Here is a 23,206-nt window from a genome sequence, read left to right on the forward strand (position 1 = left end):
ATATGACTATCAAAGCTATAAGGAGTTTTCTATGAGAGAATATGATATCATCGCCATCGGTGGAGGAAGCGGCGGCATTGCCACTATGAACCGCGCTGGCGAACACGGTGCTAAAGCTGCTGTTATCGAAGAGAAAAAATTAGGTGGAACCTGCGTCAATGTCGGCTGTGTTCCTAAAAAAATCATGTGGTATGGAGCGCAAATCGCTGAAAGCTTCCACCACTACGGCCCTGACTATGGTTTTACAAGTTCAGATGTTCAATTTGATTTCGCAAAACTTCGTCAAAATCGTGAAGCCTACATCGACCGTGCCCGCTCATCTTATGATGGAAGTTTCAAGCGCAATGGGGTTGATTTGATTGAAGGTCGTGCTCATTTCGTTGATTCCCACACAGTCAGCGTCAATGGTGAATTGATTCGTGCCAAGCATATCGTGATTGCGACTGGGGCTCGTCCAAGCATCCCAACTATTCCTGGAGCTGAACTCGGTGGCAGCTCAGACGATGTCTTTGCTTGGGAGCAACTTCCTGAATCCGTTGCGATTCTTGGAGCTGGCTATATCGCTGTTGAATTAGCAGGTGTTCTCCACGCACTCGGAGTAAAAACTGATTTGTTTGTCCGCCGTGATCGTCCCTTGCGTGGTTTTGACAGCTACATCGTTGAAGGACTTGTCAATGAAATGGAAAAAACGGGTCTACCTTTGCACACACACAAGGTACCCGTCAAGCTCGAAGAAACGGAGCAAGGTATTACCATTCATTTCGAAGATGGTTCTAGTCACACTGCAAGCCAAGTTATCTGGGCTACTGGACGCCGTCCAAATGTAGATGGTCTTGAGTTAGAAAAGGCTGGCGTCACACTCAACCAACGTGGATTTATCCAAGTGGATGAGTATCAAAATACTGTTGTAGATGGTATTTATGCCCTTGGAGACGTTACTGGTGAGAAGGAACTAACTCCAGTAGCCATCAAGGCAGGACGTACCCTATCTGAACGCCTTTTCAACGGAAAAACAAATGCCAAGATGGATTACAGAACTATCCCTACTGTTGTCTTCTCCCACCCAGCAATCGGAACAGTCGGTTTAACTGAAGATCAAGCTATCAAAGAATACGGCCAAGATAACATCAAAGTCTACAAGTCAAGCTTTGCATCTATGTACTCAGCCGTTACAAACCATCGTCAAGAATCGCGCTTCAAACTTATCACCGCTGGTGCTGACGAAAAAGTTGTTGGTCTTCACGGACTTGGTTACGGAGTGGATGAGATGATTCAAGGATTCGCTGTTGCCATCAAGATGGGTGCAACCAAGGCAGACTTTGATGCTACAGTAGCTATCCACCCAACTGCCTCAGAAGAATTTGTAACCATGCGCTAATTATCACAAGAGACCTCTTGAGGTCTCTTTTTACATGCAAAATCGGCTGTTACAAAAATTGTTACCTTAGTTAAAAGAATAGGTTGACTTTTGTTTCTGAATTAGTATAATAGTTACTATAATTTTGAAAAGAGGTTAACAGTTTTGAAAAAAGCTCATATCTATGCTATCCCTGCTATCGGTGCTGCTCTCATTGCCGTTTTGGCACAAATCAGTCTCCCTATCGGTCCTGTACCCTTTACTTTGCAAAACTTTGCAATCGGTCTGATTGCTACTGTTTTTAGACCCAGAGAAGCTGTTCTATCTGTAGCTCTCTATCTCCTGCTTGGTTCCATTGGTTTACCTGTTTTTGCAGGGGGAGGAGCTGGTTTTCACGTTTTATTCGGTCCAAGTGCAGGCTATCTTTGGTTCGACCTTGTTTATGCTGGACTTACATCTTATCTCATTCATCAAAATAGTGGCTACATTCGCATTTTCCTGGCCAACCTCTTGGGTGACTCCCTCGTCTTTGTCGGAGGTATTCTCAGCCTCCACTTCCTTGCTGGGATGCCATTTGATAAGGCGCTTGCAGTAGGTGTCCTTCCCTTTATCCTCCCTGACCTTGGTAAGATCATTGCCATTAGTTTCATTGGTCGTCCCCTACTAGAACGATTGAAAAGCCTTCCATATTTTTCAAGATAAAAGAATAGTCCAGAACAATTGTTCTGGACTATTTCCTTTCTAAGAATCAACTGTACACTATTTAGCTACTTGACTATTCTTATACCGGTATGAATATTAATCGTTTTATTCTTCAAATTATAGCTATTCACGATATGCAAAGTAGAAAAGTATTCTAATTGATTCAACCCAAATAAGCTTTCATTGATTTTGAAAGGTTAATAACTGTATATTTTCAGAAAACGCATTTTCAATAATAGAGCTATATTTTATAAATTATTTGTGATACAATAGAGCTACCTAAAAGATTTAGAAAATTCAATGTTCATTGATTATTTATATTAACTTGAACATTTTGATTTCTTTTAATACAAAAATAATTATAAATAATTATAAACAGAAAGGTAATTCTATGGCAAAGAATACTCGTGAGCTAATCATTAGTTCTCTCATCACACTAGCTAAGAAAAATCCTCAACGTAGTTCCTTTACAATGACTGAAATTGCTGCTGAAGCTGGTATTTCACGACAAGCGATTTATCAAAAGCACTTTAACAACTTTGAAGATATTATTGAGTACATTCACGAAGAGACCAATCAGCACATTTTTAGCGTCTTTAATAAGTACTGCCCTAACAATGATGGAGATCCTATCAGCTTTTTAGCAGACCATATACTTCCTCTCATATACGAAAAAAGGGAAGTTATTAACACCTTGTATACCACACAAGCCGACCCATGTTGGAAGGAATTTCTGCGTGGAACATACTCAGAGTGGGTACTAAAGAATGTCAATTACCAACTGAAATATAATTTTAATAAAGAGGACATCGCTTATATCATTACGACCATGGCCATCTCTTTTATTGAAGTCTGGATTCGTAAAGATAATCCAATGCCACCTGAAGAGTATAGAGAGACTTTCATTCAATTGGCTAAGACTTCTCTCTGTGACTATATTGTGTCCTAAAAAAAGAATCTTGAGTTCTACTCAAGATTCTTTTTATTGTCCCCCTTTAAAGGCATCGACCATTACCTGAAATTCTTCATTGGAAAGGGTGATTCCTTTTCCCATTTTGGTATGGTCGGGGCTCCAAGCGCGAATGTCAAACTTTGCTGGAGCACCATTAAAGCTGACTCTATTTAGTTCTTTTGTCCATCCTTTGTCATTTTCAGACAAGGTGAGCAAGTGTTCTTCGATCTCAAATGTAAATTCTGCCATTTTAACTCCTTTATGTGATATGCTTTCTATAGTCTATTCGTAAAAATCTTGTGGTTTTTAAGAAAATTTTATATAATGTGGATATATAAGAAGGGAGGATTCTATGAGACAGACATTCAAACTAGTTCTAGATAAACTACATGGTTTTCTCAATGGGAATGATGATCATCCTCAAATTGAGGACAACTCCCTCACTGCTATGATTGAACAAGCCATCCAGAAAAAGACGGCTGTTCATGTCATACTTGCCGAGACAAGTTTTACAGGTGATATTGTCAAACACGATGCTAATCGCCAACAAATTATCGTCAAAAATTTTTCAAAAAACGTGACCCGAATCATTCGTATCAGTGATATTAAACGACTTCGTTTTGTTCCCTCAACTGTACAAAAAGCTCAGAAAAGTCTATTTAAGAAAGAGTGAGATGTTCTTTGCATCCCACTCTTTTTCTTAACGGATTTGTTCAAAATGAAGATGAACTGCGATATGGTCACCATAGCCACTTCTCTCCAAATCGCGTTGCAAGCGATAAGAGATATAGTGTTCTGCAATGGTAATGTAGCCAGCTCCAAGTAAGCGGTGTTCAACCATTGATTGGATCATGCTGATAGTGGCACGTTCCACTTTTGCTTCTTCCAAGTCCAAAACGACTTTCTTAGTAACTTGAGCTAAGTTTTGACGTAAGTCATCAGTCAAAACATAAACTGTTTGAGCTGCTTTTAGGACAGCTTGGTAAATTTTATCTGGATCAAATTCAGCAATTTCTCCATTACGTTTGATTACTTGCATAAGGTTCTCCTTTATTCTTTGTTTTCTTTGATTTCAGCCAGCATCTTTTCTTCTTCGGCTGTCAGTTGATAGTTTTCTAGCAGGTCAGGTCTGCGCTCGTAGGTTTTCTTTAGACTCTCATAGAGCCGCCACTGGCGAATCTTTTCATGGTGCCCACTCATGAGCACACCTGGCACGACCATGCCTCTATAGTCATAAGGGCGTGTATACTGAGGATATTCGAGAAGACCTGAAGAAAAGCTATCATCCTGGTGGCTAGACTCCTTACCAATCACTTCTGGTATCAAGCGCACGGTCGCATCAATCATGGTCATGGCCGCCAATTCTCCTCCAGTCAAAACATAGTCTCCTAGGGAAATTTCATCGGTTACCAAGGTCTTGATACGCTCGTCATACCCTTCATAGTGACCACAGATAAAGATTAGTTCCTCTTCCTGAGCCAAATCCTCAGCGTAAGCTTGATCGAACTGTTTTCCAGCAGGATCAAGAAGAATGACACGGGGATTTTTCTTTTCAATAGCATCAAAGGCATCGAAAATAGGTTGAGCCCGGAGCAACATCCCCTGACCGCCTCCGTATGGCTCATCGTCAACATGACGGGCCTTTTCAGCATATTCTCTGAAATTATGATACTGGATATCCAAGAGCCCTTTTTCTCGAGCTTTCCCAACAATCGAGTGTTCCAACGGAGAAAACATCTCTGGAAAGAGGGTTAAAATATCAATCTTCATCATCTAACCCTTCTAAGATTTCCACTTGAACCCGCTTGTTTGGAATATCAACATTGAGAACTACTGGCGGAATATAAGGTAAAAGCAAATCACGCTTACCTTTTCGCTTGACCACCCAGACATCATTGGCACCTGGTTGTAGGATTTCCTTGATAGTTCCAATCAAGTTCTCTCCCTCGTAAACTTCCAAACCGATAATCTCGTGATAGTAGAATTCTCCATCGTCTAAATCGTTCAAATCTTCTTCAGCAACCTTGAGGCTATAACCCTTGTACTTTTCAATCGCATTGATATGGTACATATCTTTGAACTTGATAATGTCAAAGTTCTTCTGCTTACGGTGACTTGCGATGGTCACTGTTTGGACAAACTGATCTTTTTCATCAAATAAAGCCAGCTCTGCCCCTTTTTTAAACCGTTCCTCAGCAAAATCCGTCACAGACAAGACTCGCATCTCACCCTGTAGACCCTGCGTATTGACGATTTTTCCAACATTAAAGTAGTTCATCTTGTCTCCTGTACTCTCCTTCTTTCCATCTTATTCTGACAATTCTCGAATAATATTCGCAATTTTTTCTGATTCTGACCATTGTAAATAATGGTGATTCCCTCCTAAAATGAGCTTAGTATTGGAAGTCCAATACTCTGATTCTCTGTACTCTTTTTCTCTATAAGCCTGACAAAAAATAAAAACGGGAATATGAGCTTCTATAGATACATTCTCAAAATCTTTCTCAGTAATCTCACAATATATATGAAATTCTGGAACTTGTCTTTCCAACTCTGAATCTTTTTCTTGCACTAAATCCCAGATTTCTTCATTAGTTTCAGAGCTAAATGCTGCTTGAGTTATGTTCTTAAAATAGACTTCGGGGCCACACTCTTCAATCAGTCTCATTTGCTCTTCCATTTCTGGATAAGGATTTTCTGAAAAATCAGAAAACATTACTTTTTTAGTTGTTGGTTCAATTGCTACTAAAGCCTGACACTTAATTGATTTGTTCATCAATTTGCAAGCTAAAATTCCACTCAAACTATGTGCACAAAGTATATATTCATAAATCGCCAATTCTTCAAGTACTTCATAAACCGCGTCTACAAGATTGTCCAGATTTTTTCCAGATTGGTCATGAATCGGACTCCTACCTGTGTTTGGAAAATCAATTGTCAAATAACCAATTGTGGGAGGAAGTTTTTCAAGTATAAGTGAAAAATTTTCATAACTTGGTAGCAAACCTGCGCCATTTAAACAAACAAGCACTTTCTTTTGCTTTTTATAAGTAACAGAGAGGCTGCCAATTTTTGTAGTTACTTCAAATCGTTTCATAAAGAAATCCACTCATTCTATAACAATGATTTATTAAAAACCCTTATCCTTTATTTTATCACGTTCTAGGGATTTTCACAAGTTGAAGAAAAAAGACACTATAGATATTTTCCCTCCAAAAATTCTTCCAAATCTCGTTCATGTTGGTACTTAATGGCAGCCTTCTTATCTTTGTCAAAGATGGTTTTGGTTAGATCAATGTCGTTTATGGTCGCGATTGCGACGGTGTAGTGAATGATATCAGCTAGTTCTTTGGCTAGTTCCTCATTTGAGTCCTGGACAGACTCTTTTCGACCAGAGCGCCCGTTCAAGACCTCGGCTACTTCTCCGACTTCCTCCACTAGCTTGATAAAGAGACCTTCCTCAGTCCGAGATTGCTGGTAATGTTCGAGTAAGTAAGCTTGTAATTGTCTAAACGTTAAATCCTTCATCTTCTCCTCCTCACAAAAAAGCGAGACTTCTGTCCCGCTTTTCTTATTTTTCGTCGATAACGATTCTTACTTTCTTGTCTTCAGTTGGGACAGAGTAGACAATCGTTCTTATCGCTGAGATAGTGCGACCTTTACGACCGATAACACGACCGACATCGCTTTGGTCAAGATCCAAGTGATACTCCAAAAACTCTGGTGTGTCTTCGATCTTGATAGTTAAGGCATCAGGTTGTGAAATCAAAGGTTTCACAATCGCAATAATGAGATTTTCAATCGTATCCATCTGTCAACCTACTTTAAACTTATTTTGAGAATTTAGAATCGTGGAATTTTTTCAATACGCCTTCTTTTGAAAGGATGTTGCGAACTGTATCTGAAGGTTGAGCTCCATCAGCCAACCATGCAAGAACGCGGTCTTCTTTCAAAGTTACTTGGTTTTCAGCAACAAGTGGGTTGTAAGTACCAACTGTTTCGATGAAACGTCCGTCACGTGGTGAACGTGAGTCTGCTACGTTGATACGGTAGAAAGGTTTTTTCTTAGAACCCATACGAGTCAAACGGATTTTAACTGCCATTTTTTAATGTCTCTTTTCTTATTTTTTTATTTCGGTGAAATAGCTGAGCTATTTAGCACATGTTCTATTATAGCAGATTTCTGACAGGTGTCAAGAAAAAAACTTGACAGAGTTTTAATTTTTTTAACTCCTAGAAATTTTTAGTAAAATCATTAACATTTGAAATCACCTCCCTTTTAGGGTACAATGGTAGAAATGAATTTTTGAGAGGAAAACAATGAAAAAACTAGCAACCCTTCTTTTACTATCAACTGTAGCCCTTGTTGGATGTACTAGTATCCAACGTAGTCTCCGTGGTGATGAATATGTCGACTCCAGCATCTCAGCTGAAGAAAGCTCAAAAGCAGCTGCTCAGGCTGCCAAAGATTTGAATGACGCATTGACCAATGAAAATGCCAACTTCCCTCAACTTTCTAAGGAAGTTGCTGAAGATGAAGCTGAGGTCATTTTACACACAAATCAAGGCGATATCCGCATCAAACTCTTTCCAAAACTAGCACCTCTTGCGGTTGAAAACTTCCTTACTCACGCTAAGGAAGGCTACTATAACGGCATCACCTTCCACCGTGTCATCGATGGCTTTATGGTCCAAACTGGAGATCCTAAGGGAGATGGTACAGGGGGCCAATCTATCTGGCATGATAAGGATAAAACAAAGGACAAGGGAACTGGTTTCAAAAATGAAATCTCTCCTTACCTATACAATATCCGAGGAGCCCTTGCTATGGCTAACACTGGTCAACCAAACACCAACGGTAGCCAGTTCTTCGTCAATCAAAACTCAACAGATATTTCAGCTAAACTCCCTACAAGCAAGTATCCAAAGAAAATCATTGAAGCCTATAAAGAAGGTGGAAATCCAAGTCTAGACGGCAAACACCCCGTCTTTGGTCAAGTCATTGATGGTATGGATGTTGTTGACAAGATTGCCAAAGCTGAAAAAGATGAGAAAGACAAACCAACGTCTGCTATCACCATTGATAGTATAGAAGTCGTGAAAGACTACGACTTCAGCAAAAAATAAGCCATCAACAGATAAGGAGACGATGACATGATTTTATTTTGGGGTTCTAAAGGTTATCAGAAAGATTTGGGACATACGCAAACTGCGATCGAATGTGGTCACTGTAACAATGTTGACACTTGGGAGATTGTAGAAACTGGACGCAAGTTCACCCTCTACTGGATTCCACTTTTCCCTTATGGTAAGAGTTACTTCGTTTCTTGTCCGATTTGCCACTACGGTAAAGAAATTGAGAAATCTGAAGTTGAAAACTATTTAAATTACTAGTCAAAAAGGCCAAGTCATTTCGACTTGGCTTTTTTACTGCTTTTAAGTTAGCTTGTTAAAGTCCCAGATTTGGTCCATCCAGCCTTCATAGAAGTCTGGTTCGTGACAAACCATAAGAATGCTTCCTTTGTATTCTTTAAGCGCCCGTTTGAGTTCTTCCTTAGCATCCACATCTAGGTGGTTGGTCGGCTCATCCAGCACTAAAACGTTGTTTTCACGGTTCATCAAGAGACAGAAGCGTACCTTGGCTTGTTCTCCACCTGATAAGACCTGAATCTGGCTTTCGATATGCTTAGTTGTCAAACCACAACGAGCAAGGGCCGCACGGACTTCTGCTTGGTTAAGTGCAGGAAAAGCATTCCAAACAGCTTCAAGAGGTGTTTGACGATTGCCACCTTCTACTTCTTGCTCAAAATAACCAAGTTCTAGGTAGTCGCCACGTTCGACTTCTCCAGCGATTGGTGGGATAATGCCCAAGAGAGACTTCAGGAGAGTTGTTTTCCCGATACCATTGGCTCCAATTATTGCAACCTTTTGATTGCGTTCAAAGGTAAGATTTAAGGGTTTGGTCAGAGGACGGTCATAACCAATCTGCAAGTCCTTGGCTTGGAAGATAAAACGCCCTGGCGTACGAGCTGGTTTGAAATCAAAGGATGGCTTTGGTTTCTCGCTTTGGAGTTGAATGATATCCATCTTGTCGAGTTTCTTTTGACGGGACATGGCCATGTTTCGTGTTGCAACACGCGCTTTGTTTCGAGCGACAAAGTCCTTGAGGTCCGCTATCTCTTTCTGCTGACGTTCGTAAGCCGCCTCTAGCTGAGATTTCTTCATGGCATAGACTTCTTGGAACTGGTAGTAGTCACCAGAGTAACGTGTCAACTGTTGATTTTCCACATGATAAACGATATTGATCACGTCGTTGAGGAAAGGAATATCATGCGAAATAAGGACAAAAGCATTCTCATAGTTTTGGAGATAACGCTTGAGCCAGTCAATGTGTTCGGCATCCAGATAGTTGGTTGGCTCGTCCAGCAACAAGATATCAGGCTTTTCAAGGAGAAGTTTAGCCAAGAGTACCTTGGTTCTTTGTCCACCTGACAAGGCTGTTACGTCTGTATCTATACCATAGTCCATGACACCGAGGGCACGCGCCACTTCATCAATCTTAGCATCCAAAGTATAGAAATCTCGACTCTCCAAACGGTCTTGGAGTTCGCCAACTTCTTCCATCAGTGCATCAATATCCGCTCCGTCCTCTGCCATTTCCATATAGAGCTCATTGATACGAGTTTCTGCTTTAAATAGCTCATCAAAGGCTGTACGCAAGACATCACGCACAGTTTGACCTTCCTTTAGCACAGCATGCTGATCCAGATAGCCAGCAGTCACATACTTAGACCACTCCACCTTTCCTTCGTCAGGTAACATCTTACCAGTCACGATACTCATAAAGGTTGATTTTCCTTCACCATTGGCACCGACTAAGCCGATATGTTCTCCCTTGAGGAGACGGAAGGAGACATCTTCAAAAATTGCACGATCACCAAAACCGTGACTCAAATTTTTAACTTCTAAAATACTCATTCTAATTCCTTATCTTGTTTTTATGCAGTCCTTTATAGAGGAGCCAAGCCAAATAGCCTCCCAAGGTATTGGTCCACAAATCATCAATCTCAAAGACGCGATTAAAGTCGAAGAAAAAATCTAAAACTAGTTGCGTACACTCAATTCCTAGACTTAGTAAAAAACTGAACAAAATCACTTTCTTAGTATTTCTTAGACCAGGCATAAGATAGAGAAGTTGGAAAATCAGCGGGAAAAGCAAGAAGACATTTAAAATATTCTGCAAAAAGATCCAAAGGACTTGTCCCAAACTAGTCACTTCACCCAGATTCCAAAGGGAGTTTAAGGGAGTTAAAAGAAAAACCAGGCGTCCAAAAGTTTGAATACCTGGAGTTTCCACTCCTGTAGGAAGTTGAGGCTGGGGAGTGAAGCAAAAACAGACAATGCATAGGCTGTAAACAGCCACTCCCAATCTTAAGATTAATTCTCTTTTTTTAGTCATTTTATGGATTTACCGCTGCGACTGCCTTCTGGCGGTCACGTTTCATTGTATTGGAGCGTAATTGTCCACAAGCTGCATCAATATCTGTACCATGCTCTTGACGAACAACACAGTTGACCCCTTTTTTCTTGAGGGTATCGTAGAAGGCCATCACGCGCTCTTTAGGACTACGGCTATATTGGTCATGTTCACTAACTGGGTTATAGGGAATCAAGTTGACATATGACAATTTCTTGATGTTTTTGAGCAATTCAGCCAATTCCAAGGCTTGTTCTACACCATCGTTGACTTCATTGAGCATGATGTATTCAAAAGTTACACGACGATTGGTTGTTTCGATATAGTACTCAATAGCTGCAAAGAGCTTTTCAATCGGAAAGGCACGGTTGATCTTCATGATGCTTGAACGCAATTCATTGTTTGGTGCGTGAAGAGAAACAGCCAGATTGACCTGTACGCCTTCATTAGCAAAGTCACGAATTTTATGGGCCAAACCTGAGGTTGAAACCGTGATGTGACGAGCACCGATAGCCATTCCCTTGTCATCATTGATGGTACGGACAAAATTCAAAACATTGTTGTAGTTATCAAATGGTTCACCAATTCCCATGACAACGATATGGCTGACACGTTCGTCCTGACCACGCTCATCAAAGTATTTCTGAACCAGCATAATCTGCGCTACGATTTCCCCGTTATTAAGATCACGTTGCTTTTTAATCAAGCCTGACGCACAGAAGGTACAACCGATATTACAACCGACCTGAGTGGTCACACAGACTGACAAACCGTAGTGTTGACGCATGAGTACTGTCTCAATCAACATGCCATCTGGCAACTCGAAAAGATACTTAACAGTACCGTCAGCTGACTCTTGTACAATCCGTTGTTTCAAAGGATTTACCACAAACTGGTCATTGAGCTTAGCAATCAAATCCTTGGAAAGGTTGGTCATTTCTTCAAATGACTGGACACGTTTACGGTAAAGCCATTCCCAGATTTGATCTGCTCGGAATTTCTTTTCTCCTTGTTCTAATACCCATTCTTGCATGGTTTGACGTGTTAAACTATAAATAGACGGTTTCATCTCTTCTCCTTATTCTCTATCTATTTCTGACGAATGACAAAATGGCGCTGTCCCTTGTCCTCTTTCTGAGACTTTTGGTCCTTATGACGACGTCTATTTCGCTTATCGGCATTTGGTTTTCTCTTATTTTGCGAAGGTTTCTTGCCTCTTCTAGGAAGGTTTTCCTCCTCTTTTTTACGCATTTTTTTGTCAAATGAAGCCCGTTTCGGTGCTTGATTTTCTAGGACAAAATAAGCACAACCATAACTACAATACTCTAAAAGATAATCCTGTAAGCGACTGATTTTTTCAATTTTTTCCTCTGTTCGGTCATCTTTATAAAAGCCACGTAGACGGAGCTGTTCATTGCTCCAGTCCCCCACGACATAATCAAACTTGGTCAACACCTCTGAAAAGCGTTGATTAAAGACTGTCACATCGAAAGCATCCTTGATATTTTCAACCAAGGTAAATGCAATCCCTTCAGTCTCAACCTTATCCCCATTTACATGAAATTCTGGGCCAGGAAACTTGTTATAGTTGTATAATTCAGGTGCAATTTCTTTACGCATAGTCTTCCTTTTCCACGATTACTTAACACTCTATTTTACCATAATTTCTAGCAGTTAGCACGTTTCTCATAAAAATGAAAAAAGTCTGACGATTTTGTCAGACTTCTGCCATATAAAGCAAAAAAGAGAAGAATGACTCTTCCCTTCCTATTCATTATTTTGCTGCTGCGTAGAGCTCGTCTACTTTGTTCCAGTTAATCACTGAGAAGAAAGCTTTGATGTAGTCAGGACGCACGTTGCGGTACTTCACGTAGTAAGCATGTTCCCAAACGTCCAATCCCAAGATTGGTTTTTTACCTTCTGAGATTGGCGTGTCTTGGTTTGCTGTTGAAGTTACTTCAAGCTTCCCTTCTTTGTTGACAACCAACCATGCCCATCCAGAACCGAAGCGAGTTGTAGCTGCTGCTGTAAAGGCTGCTTGGAATTCTTCAAATGAACCAAATGTTGCGTCGATTGCTGCTGCAAGTTCTGCTGATGGAGCAGTTTTTTCAGGAGTCATCAATTCCCAGAAAAGAGCATGGTTCAAGTGTCCACCACCATTGTTGATAAGTGCTTGACGGATATCAGCTGGGATAGATTCTACATCAGCAAGCAAGGTTTCAAGGTCTTCACCAATTTCAGGGTGTTTTTCAAGAGCTGCATTTGCATTGTTTACATAAGTTTGGTGGTGTTTGTCATGGTGCAAGTGCATTGTTTCTGCATCGATGTATGGTTCCAAAGCATCGTATGCGTATGGAAGGTCTGGTAAGATAATAGCCATCTGTAATACCTCTTTTTCTTTCTATAAGAAAATGATAACGCAATCATCCTCTTTTTTCAAGTTTTTTGCTCAATTTGCTTCTGCCGCGATCTGCAAAAGTGCCTTTTCAAACAGGTACCCTTTTTCATAGACACCTGTCTTAATCTGGTAGTCCGTTTCAATTAAATAAAAAATCGCTCGCTTGAGAAAGGCCAAGGAAATCCCTCTCGAATCTCTCAATGCAAACTTGATTTGATAAGGATTAGGGTTGCGCCCCAAGTAAGTTCCCAGACTGCTTGCGATCTGCGATTCCGTCTGACCAGATTCTGATAAAATCTTCACTTGGGTAAAGGTGCGGAACTGTCCTAACATGACAGCTATGAGCTTGATTTCATCTTCCCCTTGCAATGTCAAGTCTCTAACCAAGTCACGGGCCTGATCAATTTTCTTAGCTAAAATAAACTGAGTCAAATCAAAAATATTGTCCTGCAGAGTCTTAGGAATAGCTTCGACAATATCCTTCTCCTCAATCACGCCGTCTGATTTATAAGACTGTAAAAAAAGGAGGTTTTTCTGGATTTCACTAAATTGAAAACCAGATTTGAGAAGTAGATTTTCAAAGGATTGCCCCACAAACTGCAGACCTTGTGTCTGACTCCATTTTTGGAAATACTGGCGCAGTTCTTGTTCCTTGGGTTCAATAGCATCAAATACAGTCGCATCTCGTTTGAGCAATTTGACCAGCCGTCTCTTACTATCTAGCTTTCCTTCTGCAAATATCAATAACTTGGTTGTTGGCGAAGGGTTATCAAGGTATGCCTCAAACGACTTGAGCTCATCATCTGCTAAAAAGCGTTTCTTGGCTGTTGTGATATCGACAAAATGGTCTAATATCACGATTTTCTCATCCGCAAATAAAGGGAGACTGACCAGCTCCAACTCTAAGTCTTTATAAGCTACTTCTTTCATATCAAAGTAAGCAAAATTGAGATCAGCTGGATCATAACCAATCTGTTTCAACACTTGACTCTTCATAACTTCAAACTGGCCCTGATCTGTCCCTGTAAATAGATTCAAGCTAGATAGATTTGATAAAGTCAACGTCTGACTGTCTTCAATGGCAAGCATCATCTCTCCTTTCTTCTGATTTTTTATTAAACTTAATCAATATAGCGCAATTTCCCACGGAAATCTTCTAGGCTCTCGTATCCTTTTTCCGCCATGATTGCTTTTAGTTCATTGGTAATGCGTTCAAAAGCACTGATACCTTCTTTGTGAAGAGTGGTCCCTACTTGCACCATACTCGCACCGCAGAGGATATGTTCAAAGGCATCACGACCCGTAAGAACGCCACCCGTTCCGATGATTTGGATTTGGGGATTTAAACGTTGGTAAAAGGCGTGCACATTCGCTAGAGCAGTCGGTTTGATATACTCTCCACCAATGCCTCCAAAACCGTTTTTAGGGCGAATAACGACAGACTCATCTTCGATATAGAGACCATTCCCGATAGAGTTAACACAGTTAACAAATTTGAGTGGATACTTGTTAAAAATAGCTGCCGCTTGGTCAAAGTGGACAATATCAAAATATGGTGGCAACTTGATTCCAAGAGGTTTGGTAAAGTAGGCAAATACCTCTGACAAGATACGGTCTGTTGTTTCAAAATCATAGGCAATCTGAGGTTTTCCTGGAACGTTTGGACAAGAGAGATTAAGCTCTGTCAGTCCTTTGAATTCACTCTCTTGAACTTTTTTCAAGATGGCATGTGTTTCTTCTGGAGACATGCCAACTAAAGATAGTAAGAAAGTTCGGTTTGGCTCTTTTTCCTGCAAGTCCAAAAGATAGTCCAGATAGTAGTCTAAGCCATTATTTGGTAAGCCCATGGAGTTGATAGAACCAAGTGGAACATCCTGGTAGCGTGGCTCAGGATTGCCCTGACGAAAGTCCAAGGTCGCAGTCTTCGTAACAAAAGTACCCGCCGCTGAGTTTTTGACCCCTTCAAGCTCTTCTATCGTCATACAAGCCACACCCGCTGCATTCATCAAGCAATTGTCAAACTCAAAGCCAGCTATTTGTGTTTTCGTTGATACCATGATTCTGATCCTCCAGATTCCTTTTATTTCTAATATTATACCATACTTTAAGATTTTCTCTTTGAGAAACTAATTTCTATATAAAACGTTCGGTTTTGTAAATTGAAAGAATTTTTAGAAAATTTCTGTTTTTTTCTTTACACTCAAAAAAAATTCTGCTATAATGGCTCATGTAATAAAATATAACAACAAAAAGGAGAACGATATGACATCTGCTAAAGACTATATCCAAAGCGTGTTTGCAACTGTGAAAGCTCGTAACGGGCATGAGGCTGAATTTCTCCAGGCGGTTGAAGAATTCTTCAGCACTTTGGAACCTGTATTTGAAAAACATCCCGAGTATATCGAAGAAAACATCTTGGCACGTATCACTGAGCCTGAGCGCGTGATTTCTTTCCGTGTTCCTTGGGTTGACCGTGAAGGTAAAGTCCAAGTCAACCGTGGTTACCGTGTTCAATTCAACTCAGCTGTTGGACCATATAAAGGCGGACTTCGTTTCCACCCAACTGTAAACCAAGGGATCTTGAAATTCCTCGGCTTCGAACAAATCTTTAAAAACGTCTTGACTGGACTTCCAATCGGTGGAGGTAAAGGGGGATCAGACTTCGATCCTAAAGGAAAGACTGACGCTGAAGTGATGCGCTTCTGCCAAAGCTTTATGACAGAATTGCAAAAATACATCGGACCATCACTTGACGTACCTGCTGGTGATATCGGTGTCGGTGGACGTGAGATTGGTTACCTTTACGGACAATACAAACGCCTCAACCAATTTGATGCTGGTGTCTTGACTGGTAAACCTCTTGGATTTGGTGGTAGCTTGATTCGTCCAGAAGCAACTGGTTATGGATTGGTTTACTACACTGAAGAAATGCTCAAAGCTAATGGTAACAGTTTTGCTGGTAAGAAAGTGGTTATTTCAGGTTCTGGTAACGTAGCTCAATACGCTCTTCAAAAAGCGACTGAACTTGGTGCAACTGTTATCTCTGTATCTGACTCAAACGGTTATGTCATCGACGAAAATGGTATTGACTTTGATCTTTTGGTTGATGTTAAAGAAAAACGCCGTGCTCGTTTGACTGAGTACGCAGCTGAGAAAGCAACTGCTACTTACCATGAAGGTTCTGTATGGACTTACGCTGGAAACTACGACATCGCTCTTCCATGTGCGACTCAAAACGAAATCAACGGTGAAGCAGCTAAACGTTTGGTTGCTCAAGGCGTTATCTGTGTATCTGAAGGTGCTAACATGCCTAGTGACCTTGATGCGATTAAAGTCTACAAAGAAAACGGAATCCTTTACGGACCTGCCAAAGCTGCCAACGCTGGTGGTGTAGCTGTATCAGCGCTTGAAATGAGCCAAAACAGCCTTCGCCTTTCATGGACTCGTGAAGAAGTTGATGGACGCCTCAAAGACATCATGACCAACATCTTCAACACAGCTAAAACAACTGCTGAAACATACGGACTTGGTACCGACTACCTTGCAGGAGCAAATATCGCTGCCTTCGAAAACGTAGCAAACGCTATGATTGCACAAGGTATTGTTTAATTAGTCAATACATCCTATCGGAGGACAAATGATGAACTTACGGCCAATGGAAGTAAAAGACAATCCAGCTGTAGCACAACTCATTCGAGCTAGCCTTGAAGAATTCGGGCTTGACAAACCAGGAACTGTCTACTTTGATTCTCATCTAGATCATTTGGCCGACTATTATCAACAGCAAGAGAGAGCAGCTTACTTTGTTCTGGAAGATGAAGATCAGCTGGTAGGCTGTGGTGGCTTTGCACCAGTGTCCGATAAGATTGCTGAATTACAAAAACTGTATGTCACTAAAAACAGTCGTGGCAAAGGTTATTCCAGTAGGTTGATAAAGCGCATATTCCAGGAAGCCCGTCTAGCTGGTTATGAACAGCTTTATCTAGAAACCTCTACTGAGCTGGTTACGGCTGTGGCCATCTATCAACACTATGGTTTTACAGCATTGCAACAACCACTTTCTAACGCCGCCGGCCACCCAGCTATGAATATCTGGATGATAAAATCTCTCTCATCAGGTGAATAGATGGCAGTATACTATGGTCGACTTGAGGACATCAGTATCAAGCTCCTCAAGACAGCTAAAACAACTTTTAAAAATGTAGCCAAGGCTATGATAGTAAAGGTATTGTTTCAGCACTATCACACTAGAATAAATCCGACTGCTTATAAAAGCAGCCGGATTTTTATATATCTAATTTTTCAAAAAATTTGCCTGCAGACTGCTTTTCTTTTAGCTTCTCAAGCAGCTCATTTTCCAGAAAAGGACTTAGTTCGTCAAAATCTTGACAAACCTTAAAAACAGTCTCTCTGTCCAACTGACCATAAACTAGTTCGTAATAGTCCTTATTATGCTGCCAGTTCTGGTCATAGTTGATATCTGTCCGTTGATAGTAAACGATGTTTTGCTTCGGTGTCAGGTAAATCTTCTGTGTTAGAATGCTTTTCTGATCTTTAGATAACTTGCTACGGCTGAAAATCTTAACACCTTGAAAAATCTTACGCTCATGAATTCCTTGATCTGTCAGCTTCAATTCAATTCTTTTATAGTGCATACTATCACCTCCTGAAATCACCTACATTATATCATGTTCTGGCAAATTTTCAAACAAAAGTGTCATTTCCAAAAGTCTTTCGTCGCCTCTAAAATCTCTTCTGTTGGTGTTACTGTGGCCTCAACAATGCTCTTGCCTGTCCTTTTCAGATAAGCTTGTATCAGATGATAGCCGTAAGCATAGCCCGCAGCATAGGGCATACCAACCGGAATTTGACCCTGTATCTTCGCGATTTCATCACCGTATAGATAAGGAGCCATTTCCGCCATCCCCGTTAGCTGAAGCTGACTGGAGATGATGGGCTTAATCTCTTCTAACTGCTCTGGACTGGTTGAAGTAACCCAAGGCCCAATGAGATCCTTACCATAGAGCTCAGCCGCAAAAGACTCTGCCAAGCCTTCACTGACTACCCAGTCTGCTAGTGTCGTCTGCTGATTCCATTTGACAAATTGAAAGCGGACATTGTGATTGCACTCATGAGCCAACGCAGCCTGCACACGTGGTAAAGTATAGTCATTTGGTAGCAGACTAAGCATGAGGTAGCCTGGAATTCCGCCATCTCCGCTATAACCCTTATTGAGCTGTAGCATAGGTTTTTCTGGATTGCCCAATAAAATAGTAAAATGGTAATCCTCAACCTCTAAGTCATAGCCAGCCTGCTCAAAAAGCCCAATACTCCTCTTGATGGTATCTTGACAATTTTGCCAGAGTTGATCAGAGCTCAGAGCGTCTATAGCTGGTCTATCCTTTTCTGAGAGAGTTGAGGGTAACTGATTCATAAAACCAAGTAGGAATAGAGCGTCAAATCCTCCAGGATACTTTGCTTTCAGAGGGATGTGTTGCGTTTGGTATTTGGTTGCAAAAGGTGCTAATATTTTCGCTCGAAAACAGCCTTCTCTCTTTTCTAAAGGAAGCTCGAGTATCTCTTGGTAAACTTTATCTGAACGAATCATATTGATTTGCATAATAATCTCCTTTCTTATCTATTATTAGTATAATCCCTTCCCTAAGGTCAGAGTCAAGAAGAAAATTAAAATATCTATTAAAATTTCATTGAAATTACCTCAAACCGTTCGAAAATTACCTTCAATAAAGTTCTTTAATACTGAGATTATAATATCCAGAGTATCAATAAATTAAAAACTTACTTTTCTACTGTTCATAGGAATGATGATACTAGAAAAAAATAAATCCTGAAGGGTAAAAACTTGTATCATTTTTTATGGAAAGCCTATTATTCAAAACTTGTTTGTCTCCTAGATAAACTATATAATTAGTTCGCCCCTTTTTTGCCCCTTCTTGAACCAAAAGAAAAAACCGCTACTCCTAAGAATAGCGGTTTTATATGTTTTTTAAGCTACTAATGTAGTCGCTCTATTATTTAAGAGTAACTGAAGCTCCAGCTTCTTCCAATTTAGCTTTGATTTCTTCAGCTTCTGCAGTTGGAACGCCTTCTTTGATGACACCTGGTGCACCATCAACAAGTTCTTTAGCTTCTTTAAGTCCAAGACCAGTGATTTCACGTACAACTTTGATAACGCCAACTTTTTTGTCACCAGCAGCTGTCAACTCAACGTCAAATGAGTCTTTAGCAGCACCAGCGTCAGCAGCACCAGCTGCAGCAACAGCTACAGGAGCAGCTGCAGTTACACCAAATTCTTCTTCGATAGCTTTTACAAGGTCGTTCAATTCAAGGATTGAAGCTTCTTTAATTTCAGCAATAATGTTTTCAATGTTCAATGCCATTGTTATTTCCTCCAAATAAGTTTTTAATTTTATAATCGTTTTTCCGTAGCTAGGCTACGCTGCGTAGCTTAAGATTAAGCTGCGTCTTCTTTGTTGTCTGCAACCGCTTTGACTGCAAGAGCAACGTTGCGCACTGGCGCTTGAAGTACAGAAAGGAGCATAGAAAGAAGTCCTTCGCGGTTTGGAAGAGTTGCAAGAGCAACGATTTCTTCTTTAGATGCGACAGCGCCTTCGATTGCACCACCTTTGATTTCAAGTGCTTCAGCGTTTTTAGCAAAGTCGTTCAAGATTTTCGCTGGTGCGATAACATCTTCGTTAGAAAATGCTACTGCAGATGGTCCAACAAATACTGATGCAAGATCTTCAAGACCAGCTTTTTCAGCTGCACGACGCAAGATTGAGTTTTTAATGACTTTATACTCAACTTCGCTTCCACGAAGCTCACGACGAAGAACTGTATCTTGCTCAACTGTCAAACCACGAGCGTCTACAACGACGATAGATGCAGCAGCTTTCATTTTTTCAGCTACTACGTCAACTAGTTCCGCTTTTTTAGCAATAATTGCTTCACTCATTAGTGTGTTCACCTCCGTAATTATTTTGCTTGGGGAATTTTTCCAAAAGAAAAACGCGCCCAAACCTAGACACGAAAGTACAATACGCTTCTTTTTACATGATACGTTTTGTCCTCGGTAGGATCTTTATGAGTCGAGCTCCCCTACTGTCTTAGGCAGTTTTTTCAAACCGTCTATAAGTATAGCATAGACAAAAAAAGAATGCAAGATTTTTGCAAACTTTTTTTAAATTTTTTTAAATCTCTACTGTCAAAACTTTGCCTTGCTTAACCACCTGTTCTCCAGCGATATAAACATCATCAACATCACTGGATTTGACAGCATAAACCAGATGAGAGAGCATATTTTTCTGAGGTTGAAGATGGATTTTTCCTTGTGGTTGAATGACCAGAAAATCTGCCTGCTTGCCAACTTCTAGGCTTCCTATCTGCTTTTCCATTCCAAGAACCTTAGCACCCTCTATCGTCAGAGCTTTGAGGGCTGTTTCAATAGGAAATTGGCTGGCATCTCCACTTTTCATCTTTTGAAGAAGGGCTGCAGTCCGTCCTTCCTCAAACATATCTAGATTATTATTGGAAGCAACTGAGTCAGTCGCAATCCCCACTGCTACTCCTGCTTTTTGCAGTTGGAGGATGGGAGCGATTCCTGAGGCCAGTTTGAGGTTACTAATAGGATTATGGGCGATAGCCACATGAGAAGTTGCCAAGCGTTCAACTTCTCGATCGTTTAACTCGACCCCATGAGCAAAGACAGACGGATGATCTAAATAACCCAGTTCTTCTAGACAGGCGAGGGGACGTTTGCCATAGCGTTTGAGGATAATTCCTGATTCCTCCTTGGTCTCAGCCACATGGATATGGAGAGGGATATTTAGCTCTTTTGCCATTTCTAAGCTCGCTTCCAGCAAGTCTCTACTACAGCTATAGGGAGAATGAGGAGCTACCATAACTTTGAAATTTGGATTTTCATATCCTAAGATTTCTTCTATGATGGCTCGTGTTCTGCTTATAGTCTCAGCAGTTGTTTCTGTCTCTGAAGAAAAGAGGGTCGGTGAGAAATAACAACGCATCTTAGATGCCTTGACTGCCTGATAAATTCTCTCAATATCCACACCATTGGGATTATACATATCGTTGAAGCTTGTTGTCCCTGACTGGAGCATCTCCGTCAGAGCCTCTTTGACCGCCTTGGTAGTCATGTCGGGAGTAAATCCTGCTTCTGCTGGCCAGATATAGTCATTGAGCCATTCGTGGAGATTACTATCATCCCGGATCCCTCGCAAACCTGTCATAGCAGAATGGGTATGGCAATTAACCAAACCAGGCATAATCCAGGCTCCCTGATAGTCTATAATCTGCTCAGCTTGCTCTAAAATCTCAGGCTCCTCTTGGCCGACATAGACGATTTGAGAGTCCTTAACGGCTAAGACACCATTCAAATAAACATGGAAATCTTTGTCACAAGTCACGATATTTACATGCTGATAGACTTTCATTGTTTTCTCCTTCTAAGACCCTGATTTTTCTAGCTATTGTAACAAAAAAGTCACCCGAAGGCAACTTTTTTCGTTCATAAGATTTTAAAATAGAAAGGATTATTCAGAGCTAAAAGCCGCAGCTTTTTGCATTTGGTAATACTTGCCCTTTCTAGCCATGAGGTCCTGATGGTTACCATACTCAACAATATCTCCATCTACCAAGACAAGAATTAAATCCGCATCCTGAATGGTTGACAAACGGTGAGCAATGATAAAGCTTGTGCGCCCCTTCATGAGTTTGGCAAAGGCATCCTGTACTAGCACTTCTGTCCGTGTATCGATGGAAGAAGTCGCCTCGTCTAAGATAAGAATCTTTGGAATAGCTAGAAAGACTCGGGCGATGGTCAAGAGCTGGGCTTGTCCGACAGAGAGGGATTCTCCTGCATTTTCTAGCTTGGTATCATAGCTTTGTGGTAACTGTTGGATAAAAAAGTCTGCGTTAGCAGCTTTGGCAGCAGCAATCACCTGCTCCCGACTAGCATCAGGATTCCCAAAGGCAATATTGTCATGAACGGTTCCTTGCTTGAGCCAGGTTTCTTGGAGTACCATGCCAAACTGCTGTCTCAATGACGCTCGGGTATAGTCGTAAATGGAACGACCGTCTAGCAAGATATCTCCCGAGTTAATAGGATAAAAACGCATGAGGAGATTGATAAGAGTTGACTTACCAGCACCTGTCGGACCAACGATAGCCACCTTGCTACCAGCTGGGATATCGATAGACAAATCCTTAATCAAGATCCTTTCAGGATTGTATCCAAAAGAAACATGCTTAAAGGAAATGGCGCCCTTGACTTGGTCACTGGTCAAGACTTCTTTACCTGTTTCAGCAACCTCAGGACTTTCTAATACAGCATAGACGCGCTCTGCACAAGCGAGAGCACTTTGCAACTCGGCTAAAACAGAAGAAATATCATTAAAGGGCTTGGTGTACTGTTGGACGTAATTCAAAAAAGTCACTAAACGTCCGATGGTCAAGGTGGACCCCATCATGATACGATAGGCTCCCACTCCAGCAAGAAGAGCATAGATGAGTGCATTAACAAAGCGAGTCGAAGGATTAACCGTTGATGAATAAAAGATAGCTGACTGAGAATAACCTGCGTAGTTGGCATTCGCCTCATGCAGTTTTTTGATAAACTCTGTTTGAGCATTGAAGGACTGGATAATAGTCTGCTGGCTAAGTGATTCTTCAATCAACTGAGTCTGAATCCCCCTGGTCTCTGTTTGCTTCTGAAAGAGATGATAGGACCGTTTGGCAATAAAGCGTGAAATCACCATGGACAGGGGCGTCAACAGCAAGACCAAGAGGGTCATAAGGAGATGAATTTGGAGCATGGCTAGAATACTAACCAAAATCATCAAGACACCAATGAAAAATTGATTGAAAATCATGGTTAAGCCGGCTGCCAGCTGTTCTATGTCTGTGGTCACACGACTAACCATCTCTCCACTGCCCTGCCGGTCCACAAAAGCAATCGGTAAACGATGGAGCTTATGGATAATTCGCTCTCGCAAGTCTCTGGTATAAGAGAAGATTAGGCGATTATAAAGAAGAGGATTAGCCCATTGTACCAGAGTATTTCCTATCACCACCAAGATCATCTGGAGAAAAATCTGCCAAAAAACTGGTGAAGAACCAGTCACTAGGACTTGGTCAATGACCTGCCCAATTAGAATAGGTAGGTAGATCGATAAAGCAACTTGGGCAATAGTTCCTAGAAAGGCAAGGAAAAGGAGAAATGGATGGCTTACTAAATCTACGGCTAAACGTTTGAGCGTCTGGTTTGCGGTTTGTCGTCTCATG

The 23,206-nt window shown here is 41.0% G+C and carries 29 protein-coding genes and 1 other annotated feature; of the genes, 8 read left to right on the forward strand and 21 right to left on the reverse strand.

What is annotated here, in order from left to right:
• Window positions 1-31 precede the first annotated feature (31 nt).
• The 3 genes from gor (at window position 32) to FD735_RS06215 (ending at window position 3,008) form a co-directional block, all read left to right on the forward strand.
• A complete protein-coding gene (gor, locus tag FD735_RS06205; protein WP_139658755.1) occupies window positions 32-1,378 on the forward strand; it encodes a glutathione-disulfide reductase in 1,347 nt (448 codons plus the stop codon).
• 144 nt (window positions 1,379-1,522) lie between these two features.
• Entirely contained in the window at window positions 1,523-2,059 is a 537-nt protein-coding gene (locus FD735_RS06210) for a biotin transporter BioY (protein ID WP_139658756.1), read from the forward strand.
• A 391-nt stretch (window positions 2,060-2,450) separates the two neighbouring features.
• Complete coding sequence (locus FD735_RS06215; RefSeq protein WP_139658757.1) at window positions 2,451-3,008, forward strand: TetR/AcrR family transcriptional regulator; 558 nt, start codon at window positions 2,451-2,453, stop codon at window positions 3,006-3,008.
• A 33-nt stretch (window positions 3,009-3,041) separates the two neighbouring features.
• On the opposite strand, the gene FD735_RS06220 is transcribed toward FD735_RS06215, so the two are convergent.
• The gene (locus FD735_RS06220) at window positions 3,042-3,260 is read right to left on the reverse strand and encodes a YdbC family protein (protein ID WP_049490154.1); all 219 of its coding nucleotides are present in this window, start codon (window positions 3,258-3,260) and stop codon (window positions 3,042-3,044) included.
• A gap of 103 nt (window positions 3,261-3,363) precedes the next feature.
• Between FD735_RS06220 and FD735_RS06225 the strand changes: the two genes are divergently transcribed.
• Window positions 3,364-3,684, forward strand: a complete 321-nt coding sequence (locus FD735_RS06225) for a hypothetical protein (RefSeq protein WP_001250030.1) — start codon at window positions 3,364-3,366, stop codon at window positions 3,682-3,684.
• A 27-nt stretch (window positions 3,685-3,711) separates the two neighbouring features.
• Here FD735_RS06225 and FD735_RS06230 read toward each other — a convergent pair whose 3' ends face one another.
• The 7 genes from FD735_RS06230 to rpsP form a co-directional block, all read right to left on the reverse strand.
• Complete coding sequence (locus FD735_RS06230) at window positions 3,712-4,050, reverse strand: ATP cone domain-containing protein (protein WP_001196045.1); 339 nt, start codon at window positions 4,048-4,050, stop codon at window positions 3,712-3,714.
• An 11-nt stretch (window positions 4,051-4,061) separates the two neighbouring features.
• Window positions 4,062-4,781 (reverse strand): tRNA (guanosine(37)-N1)-methyltransferase TrmD, encoded by a 720-nt coding sequence (gene trmD / locus FD735_RS06235; protein WP_139659108.1) that lies wholly within the window; start codon window positions 4,779-4,781, stop codon window positions 4,062-4,064.
• Window positions 4,771-5,289 (reverse strand): ribosome maturation factor RimM, encoded by a 519-nt coding sequence (rimM, locus tag FD735_RS06240; protein ID WP_139658758.1) that lies wholly within the window; start codon window positions 5,287-5,289, stop codon window positions 4,771-4,773. The genes trmD and rimM overlap by 11 nt, the downstream gene beginning before the upstream one ends.
• Before the next feature lie 30 nt (window positions 5,290-5,319).
• Complete coding sequence (locus FD735_RS06245) at window positions 5,320-6,108, reverse strand: alpha/beta hydrolase (RefSeq protein ID WP_070567582.1); 789 nt, start codon at window positions 6,106-6,108, stop codon at window positions 5,320-5,322.
• A gap of 98 nt (window positions 6,109-6,206) precedes the next feature.
• A complete protein-coding gene (locus FD735_RS06250) occupies window positions 6,207-6,539 on the reverse strand; it encodes a MazG nucleotide pyrophosphohydrolase domain-containing protein (protein ID WP_000654125.1) in 333 nt (110 codons plus the stop codon).
• Window positions 6,540-6,582: 43 nt separating this feature from the next.
• Complete coding sequence (gene kphA, locus FD735_RS06255) at window positions 6,583-6,822, reverse strand: RNA-binding protein KphA (RefSeq protein WP_000379617.1); 240 nt, start codon at window positions 6,820-6,822, stop codon at window positions 6,583-6,585.
• Window positions 6,823-6,841: 19 nt separating this feature from the next.
• Complete coding sequence (rpsP, locus tag FD735_RS06260; RefSeq protein WP_000268760.1) at window positions 6,842-7,114, reverse strand: 30S ribosomal protein S16; 273 nt, start codon at window positions 7,112-7,114, stop codon at window positions 6,842-6,844.
• Between the two features lie 217 nt (window positions 7,115-7,331).
• Between rpsP and FD735_RS06265 the strand changes: the two genes are divergently transcribed.
• Entirely contained in the window at window positions 7,332-8,138 is an 807-nt protein-coding gene (locus FD735_RS06265) for a peptidylprolyl isomerase (protein WP_000731941.1), read from the forward strand.
• Window positions 8,139-8,165: 27 nt separating this feature from the next.
• Window positions 8,166-8,405 carry a zinc-ribbon domain-containing protein gene (locus FD735_RS06270; protein WP_000600214.1) on the forward strand — a complete coding sequence of 80 codons (240 nt, stop codon included), beginning with the start codon at window positions 8,166-8,168 and terminating at the stop codon, window positions 8,403-8,405.
• 42 nt (window positions 8,406-8,447) lie between these two features.
• Here FD735_RS06270 and FD735_RS06275 read toward each other — a convergent pair whose 3' ends face one another.
• The 7 genes from FD735_RS06275 to FD735_RS06305 form a co-directional block, all read right to left on the reverse strand.
• Complete coding sequence (locus FD735_RS06275; RefSeq protein ID WP_084880811.1) at window positions 8,448-9,989, reverse strand: ABC-F family ATP-binding cassette domain-containing protein; 1,542 nt, start codon at window positions 9,987-9,989, stop codon at window positions 8,448-8,450.
• Between the two features lies 1 nt (window position 9,990).
• Window positions 9,991-10,470, reverse strand: coding sequence for a VanZ family protein (locus FD735_RS06280; RefSeq protein ID WP_000163106.1), 480 nt, complete (start codon window positions 10,468-10,470; stop codon window positions 9,991-9,993).
• A 1-nt stretch (window position 10,471) separates the two neighbouring features.
• Window positions 10,472-11,557, reverse strand: a complete 1,086-nt coding sequence (gene rlmN / locus FD735_RS06285) for a 23S rRNA (adenine(2503)-C(2))-methyltransferase RlmN (RefSeq protein ID WP_000804762.1) — start codon at window positions 11,555-11,557, stop codon at window positions 10,472-10,474.
• A gap of 20 nt (window positions 11,558-11,577) precedes the next feature.
• Window positions 11,578-12,108: a YutD family protein gene (locus FD735_RS06290; protein ID WP_001224366.1), complete on the reverse strand. Its 531-nt coding sequence runs from the start codon at window positions 12,106-12,108 to the stop codon at window positions 11,578-11,580.
• Window positions 12,109-12,262: 154 nt separating this feature from the next.
• Window positions 12,263-12,868 (reverse strand): superoxide dismutase SodA, encoded by a 606-nt coding sequence (gene sodA, locus FD735_RS06295; protein WP_139658759.1) that lies wholly within the window; start codon window positions 12,866-12,868, stop codon window positions 12,263-12,265.
• A gap of 69 nt (window positions 12,869-12,937) precedes the next feature.
• Window positions 12,938-13,975 (reverse strand): DNA polymerase III subunit delta, encoded by a 1,038-nt coding sequence (gene holA, locus FD735_RS06300; RefSeq protein ID WP_139659109.1) that lies wholly within the window; start codon window positions 13,973-13,975, stop codon window positions 12,938-12,940.
• 32 nt (window positions 13,976-14,007) lie between these two features.
• Window positions 14,008-14,943 carry a dihydroorotate oxidase gene (locus FD735_RS06305; protein WP_139658760.1) on the reverse strand — a complete coding sequence of 312 codons (936 nt, stop codon included), beginning with the start codon at window positions 14,941-14,943 and terminating at the stop codon, window positions 14,008-14,010.
• A 205-nt stretch (window positions 14,944-15,148) separates the two neighbouring features.
• Here FD735_RS06305 and gdhA point away from each other — a divergent pair, with 205 nt between their 5' ends.
• Together gdhA and FD735_RS06315 are read left to right on the forward strand one after the other, a co-directional pair.
• Complete coding sequence (gdhA, locus tag FD735_RS06310) at window positions 15,149-16,495, forward strand: NADP-specific glutamate dehydrogenase (RefSeq protein WP_000199520.1); 1,347 nt, start codon at window positions 15,149-15,151, stop codon at window positions 16,493-16,495.
• Between the two features lie 31 nt (window positions 16,496-16,526).
• On the forward strand, window positions 16,527-17,012 hold the full coding sequence (locus FD735_RS06315) for a GNAT family N-acetyltransferase (RefSeq protein ID WP_125457252.1): 486 nt from the start codon (window positions 16,527-16,529) through the stop codon (window positions 17,010-17,012).
• A 160-nt stretch (window positions 17,013-17,172) separates the two neighbouring features.
• Here FD735_RS06315 and FD735_RS06320 read toward each other — a convergent pair whose 3' ends face one another.
• The 6 genes from FD735_RS06320 to FD735_RS06350 all read right to left on the reverse strand — a co-directional run bounded on the left by FD735_RS06320 (window position 17,173) and on the right by FD735_RS06350 (window position 23,205).
• The gene (locus FD735_RS06320; RefSeq protein ID WP_125457225.1) at window positions 17,173-17,541 is read right to left on the reverse strand and encodes an EXLDI protein; all 369 of its coding nucleotides are present in this window, start codon (window positions 17,539-17,541) and stop codon (window positions 17,173-17,175) included.
• Window positions 17,542-17,603: 62 nt separating this feature from the next.
• Window positions 17,604-18,506: a DUF2268 domain-containing protein gene (locus FD735_RS06325; protein WP_139658761.1), complete on the reverse strand. Its 903-nt coding sequence runs from the start codon at window positions 18,504-18,506 to the stop codon at window positions 17,604-17,606.
• 412 nt (window positions 18,507-18,918) lie between these two features.
• Window positions 18,919-19,287 carry a 50S ribosomal protein L7/L12 gene (gene rplL / locus FD735_RS06330; protein ID WP_001196964.1) on the reverse strand — a complete coding sequence of 123 codons (369 nt, stop codon included), beginning with the start codon at window positions 19,285-19,287 and terminating at the stop codon, window positions 18,919-18,921.
• A gap of 74 nt (window positions 19,288-19,361) precedes the next feature.
• Window positions 19,362-19,862, reverse strand: coding sequence for a 50S ribosomal protein L10 (rplJ, locus tag FD735_RS06335; protein WP_001287274.1), 501 nt, complete (start codon window positions 19,860-19,862; stop codon window positions 19,362-19,364).
• A 38-nt stretch (window positions 19,863-19,900) separates the two neighbouring features.
• Window positions 19,901-20,036 (reverse strand) — a sequence feature (ribosomal protein L10 leader region).
• Between the two features lie 61 nt (window positions 20,037-20,097).
• Window positions 20,098-21,357 (reverse strand): TRZ/ATZ family protein, encoded by a 1,260-nt coding sequence (locus tag FD735_RS06345; protein WP_139658762.1) that lies wholly within the window; start codon window positions 21,355-21,357, stop codon window positions 20,098-20,100.
• Between the two features lie 99 nt (window positions 21,358-21,456).
• Window positions 21,457-23,205 (reverse strand): ABC transporter ATP-binding protein, encoded by a 1,749-nt coding sequence (locus tag FD735_RS06350; RefSeq protein WP_139658763.1) that lies wholly within the window; start codon window positions 23,203-23,205, stop codon window positions 21,457-21,459.
• Window position 23,206 lies beyond the last annotated feature (1 nt).

Source organism: Streptococcus sp. 1643, assembly GCF_006228325.1.
GTDB lineage: Bacteria > Bacillota > Bacilli > Lactobacillales > Streptococcaceae > Streptococcus.

Coding starts and splice junctions, on each gene's coding strand:
- gor (WP_139658755.1), top strand. CDS start 32: ATGAGAGAATATGATATCATCGCCATCGGTGGAGGAAGCGGCGGCATT.
- FD735_RS06215 (WP_139658757.1), top strand. CDS start 2,451: ATGGCAAAGAATACTCGTGAGCTAATCATTAGTTCTCTCATCACACTA.
- FD735_RS06220 (WP_049490154.1), bottom strand. CDS start 3,260: ATGGCAGAATTTACATTTGAGATCGAAGAACACTTGCTCACCTTGTCT.
- FD735_RS06225 (WP_001250030.1), top strand. CDS start 3,364: ATGAGACAGACATTCAAACTAGTTCTAGATAAACTACATGGTTTTCTC.
- FD735_RS06230 (WP_001196045.1), bottom strand. CDS start 4,050: ATGCAAGTAATCAAACGTAATGGAGAAATTGCTGAATTTGATCCAGAT.
- trmD (WP_139659108.1), bottom strand. CDS start 4,781: ATGAAGATTGATATTTTAACCCTCTTTCCAGAGATGTTTTCTCCGTTG.
- rimM (WP_139658758.1), bottom strand. CDS start 5,289: ATGAACTACTTTAATGTTGGAAAAATCGTCAATACGCAGGGTCTACAG.
- FD735_RS06245 (WP_070567582.1), bottom strand. CDS start 6,108: ATGAAACGATTTGAAGTAACTACAAAAATTGGCAGCCTCTCTGTTACT.
- FD735_RS06250 (WP_000654125.1), bottom strand. CDS start 6,539: ATGAAGGATTTAACGTTTAGACAATTACAAGCTTACTTACTCGAACAT.
- kphA (WP_000379617.1), bottom strand. CDS start 6,822: ATGGATACGATTGAAAATCTCATTATTGCGATTGTGAAACCTTTGATT.
- rpsP (WP_000268760.1), bottom strand. CDS start 7,114: ATGGCAGTTAAAATCCGTTTGACTCGTATGGGTTCTAAGAAAAAACCT.
- FD735_RS06265 (WP_000731941.1), top strand. CDS start 7,332: ATGAAAAAACTAGCAACCCTTCTTTTACTATCAACTGTAGCCCTTGTT.
- FD735_RS06270 (WP_000600214.1), top strand. CDS start 8,166: ATGATTTTATTTTGGGGTTCTAAAGGTTATCAGAAAGATTTGGGACAT.
- FD735_RS06275 (WP_084880811.1), bottom strand. CDS start 9,989: ATGAGTATTTTAGAAGTTAAAAATTTGAGTCACGGTTTTGGTGATCGT.
- FD735_RS06280 (WP_000163106.1), bottom strand. CDS start 10,470: ATGACTAAAAAAAGAGAATTAATCTTAAGATTGGGAGTGGCTGTTTAC.
- rlmN (WP_000804762.1), bottom strand. CDS start 11,557: ATGAAACCGTCTATTTATAGTTTAACACGTCAAACCATGCAAGAATGG.
- FD735_RS06290 (WP_001224366.1), bottom strand. CDS start 12,108: ATGCGTAAAGAAATTGCACCTGAATTATACAACTATAACAAGTTTCCT.
- sodA (WP_139658759.1), bottom strand. CDS start 12,868: ATGGCTATTATCTTACCAGACCTTCCATACGCATACGATGCTTTGGAA.
- holA (WP_139659109.1), bottom strand. CDS start 13,975: ATGCTTGCCATTGAAGACAGTCAGACGTTGACTTTATCAAATCTATCT.
- FD735_RS06305 (WP_139658760.1), bottom strand. CDS start 14,943: ATGGTATCAACGAAAACACAAATAGCTGGCTTTGAGTTTGACAATTGC.
- gdhA (WP_000199520.1), top strand. CDS start 15,149: ATGACATCTGCTAAAGACTATATCCAAAGCGTGTTTGCAACTGTGAAA.
- FD735_RS06315 (WP_125457252.1), top strand. CDS start 16,527: ATGAACTTACGGCCAATGGAAGTAAAAGACAATCCAGCTGTAGCACAA.
- FD735_RS06320 (WP_125457225.1), bottom strand. CDS start 17,541: ATGCACTATAAAAGAATTGAATTGAAGCTGACAGATCAAGGAATTCAT.
- FD735_RS06325 (WP_139658761.1), bottom strand. CDS start 18,506: ATGCAAATCAATATGATTCGTTCAGATAAAGTTTACCAAGAGATACTC.
- rplL (WP_001196964.1), bottom strand. CDS start 19,287: ATGGCATTGAACATTGAAAACATTATTGCTGAAATTAAAGAAGCTTCA.
- rplJ (WP_001287274.1), bottom strand. CDS start 19,862: ATGAGTGAAGCAATTATTGCTAAAAAAGCGGAACTAGTTGACGTAGTA.
- FD735_RS06345 (WP_139658762.1), bottom strand. CDS start 21,357: ATGAAAGTCTATCAGCATGTAAATATCGTGACTTGTGACAAAGATTTC.
- FD735_RS06350 (WP_139658763.1), bottom strand. CDS start 23,205: ATGAGACGACAAACCGCAAACCAGACGCTCAAACGTTTAGCCGTAGAT.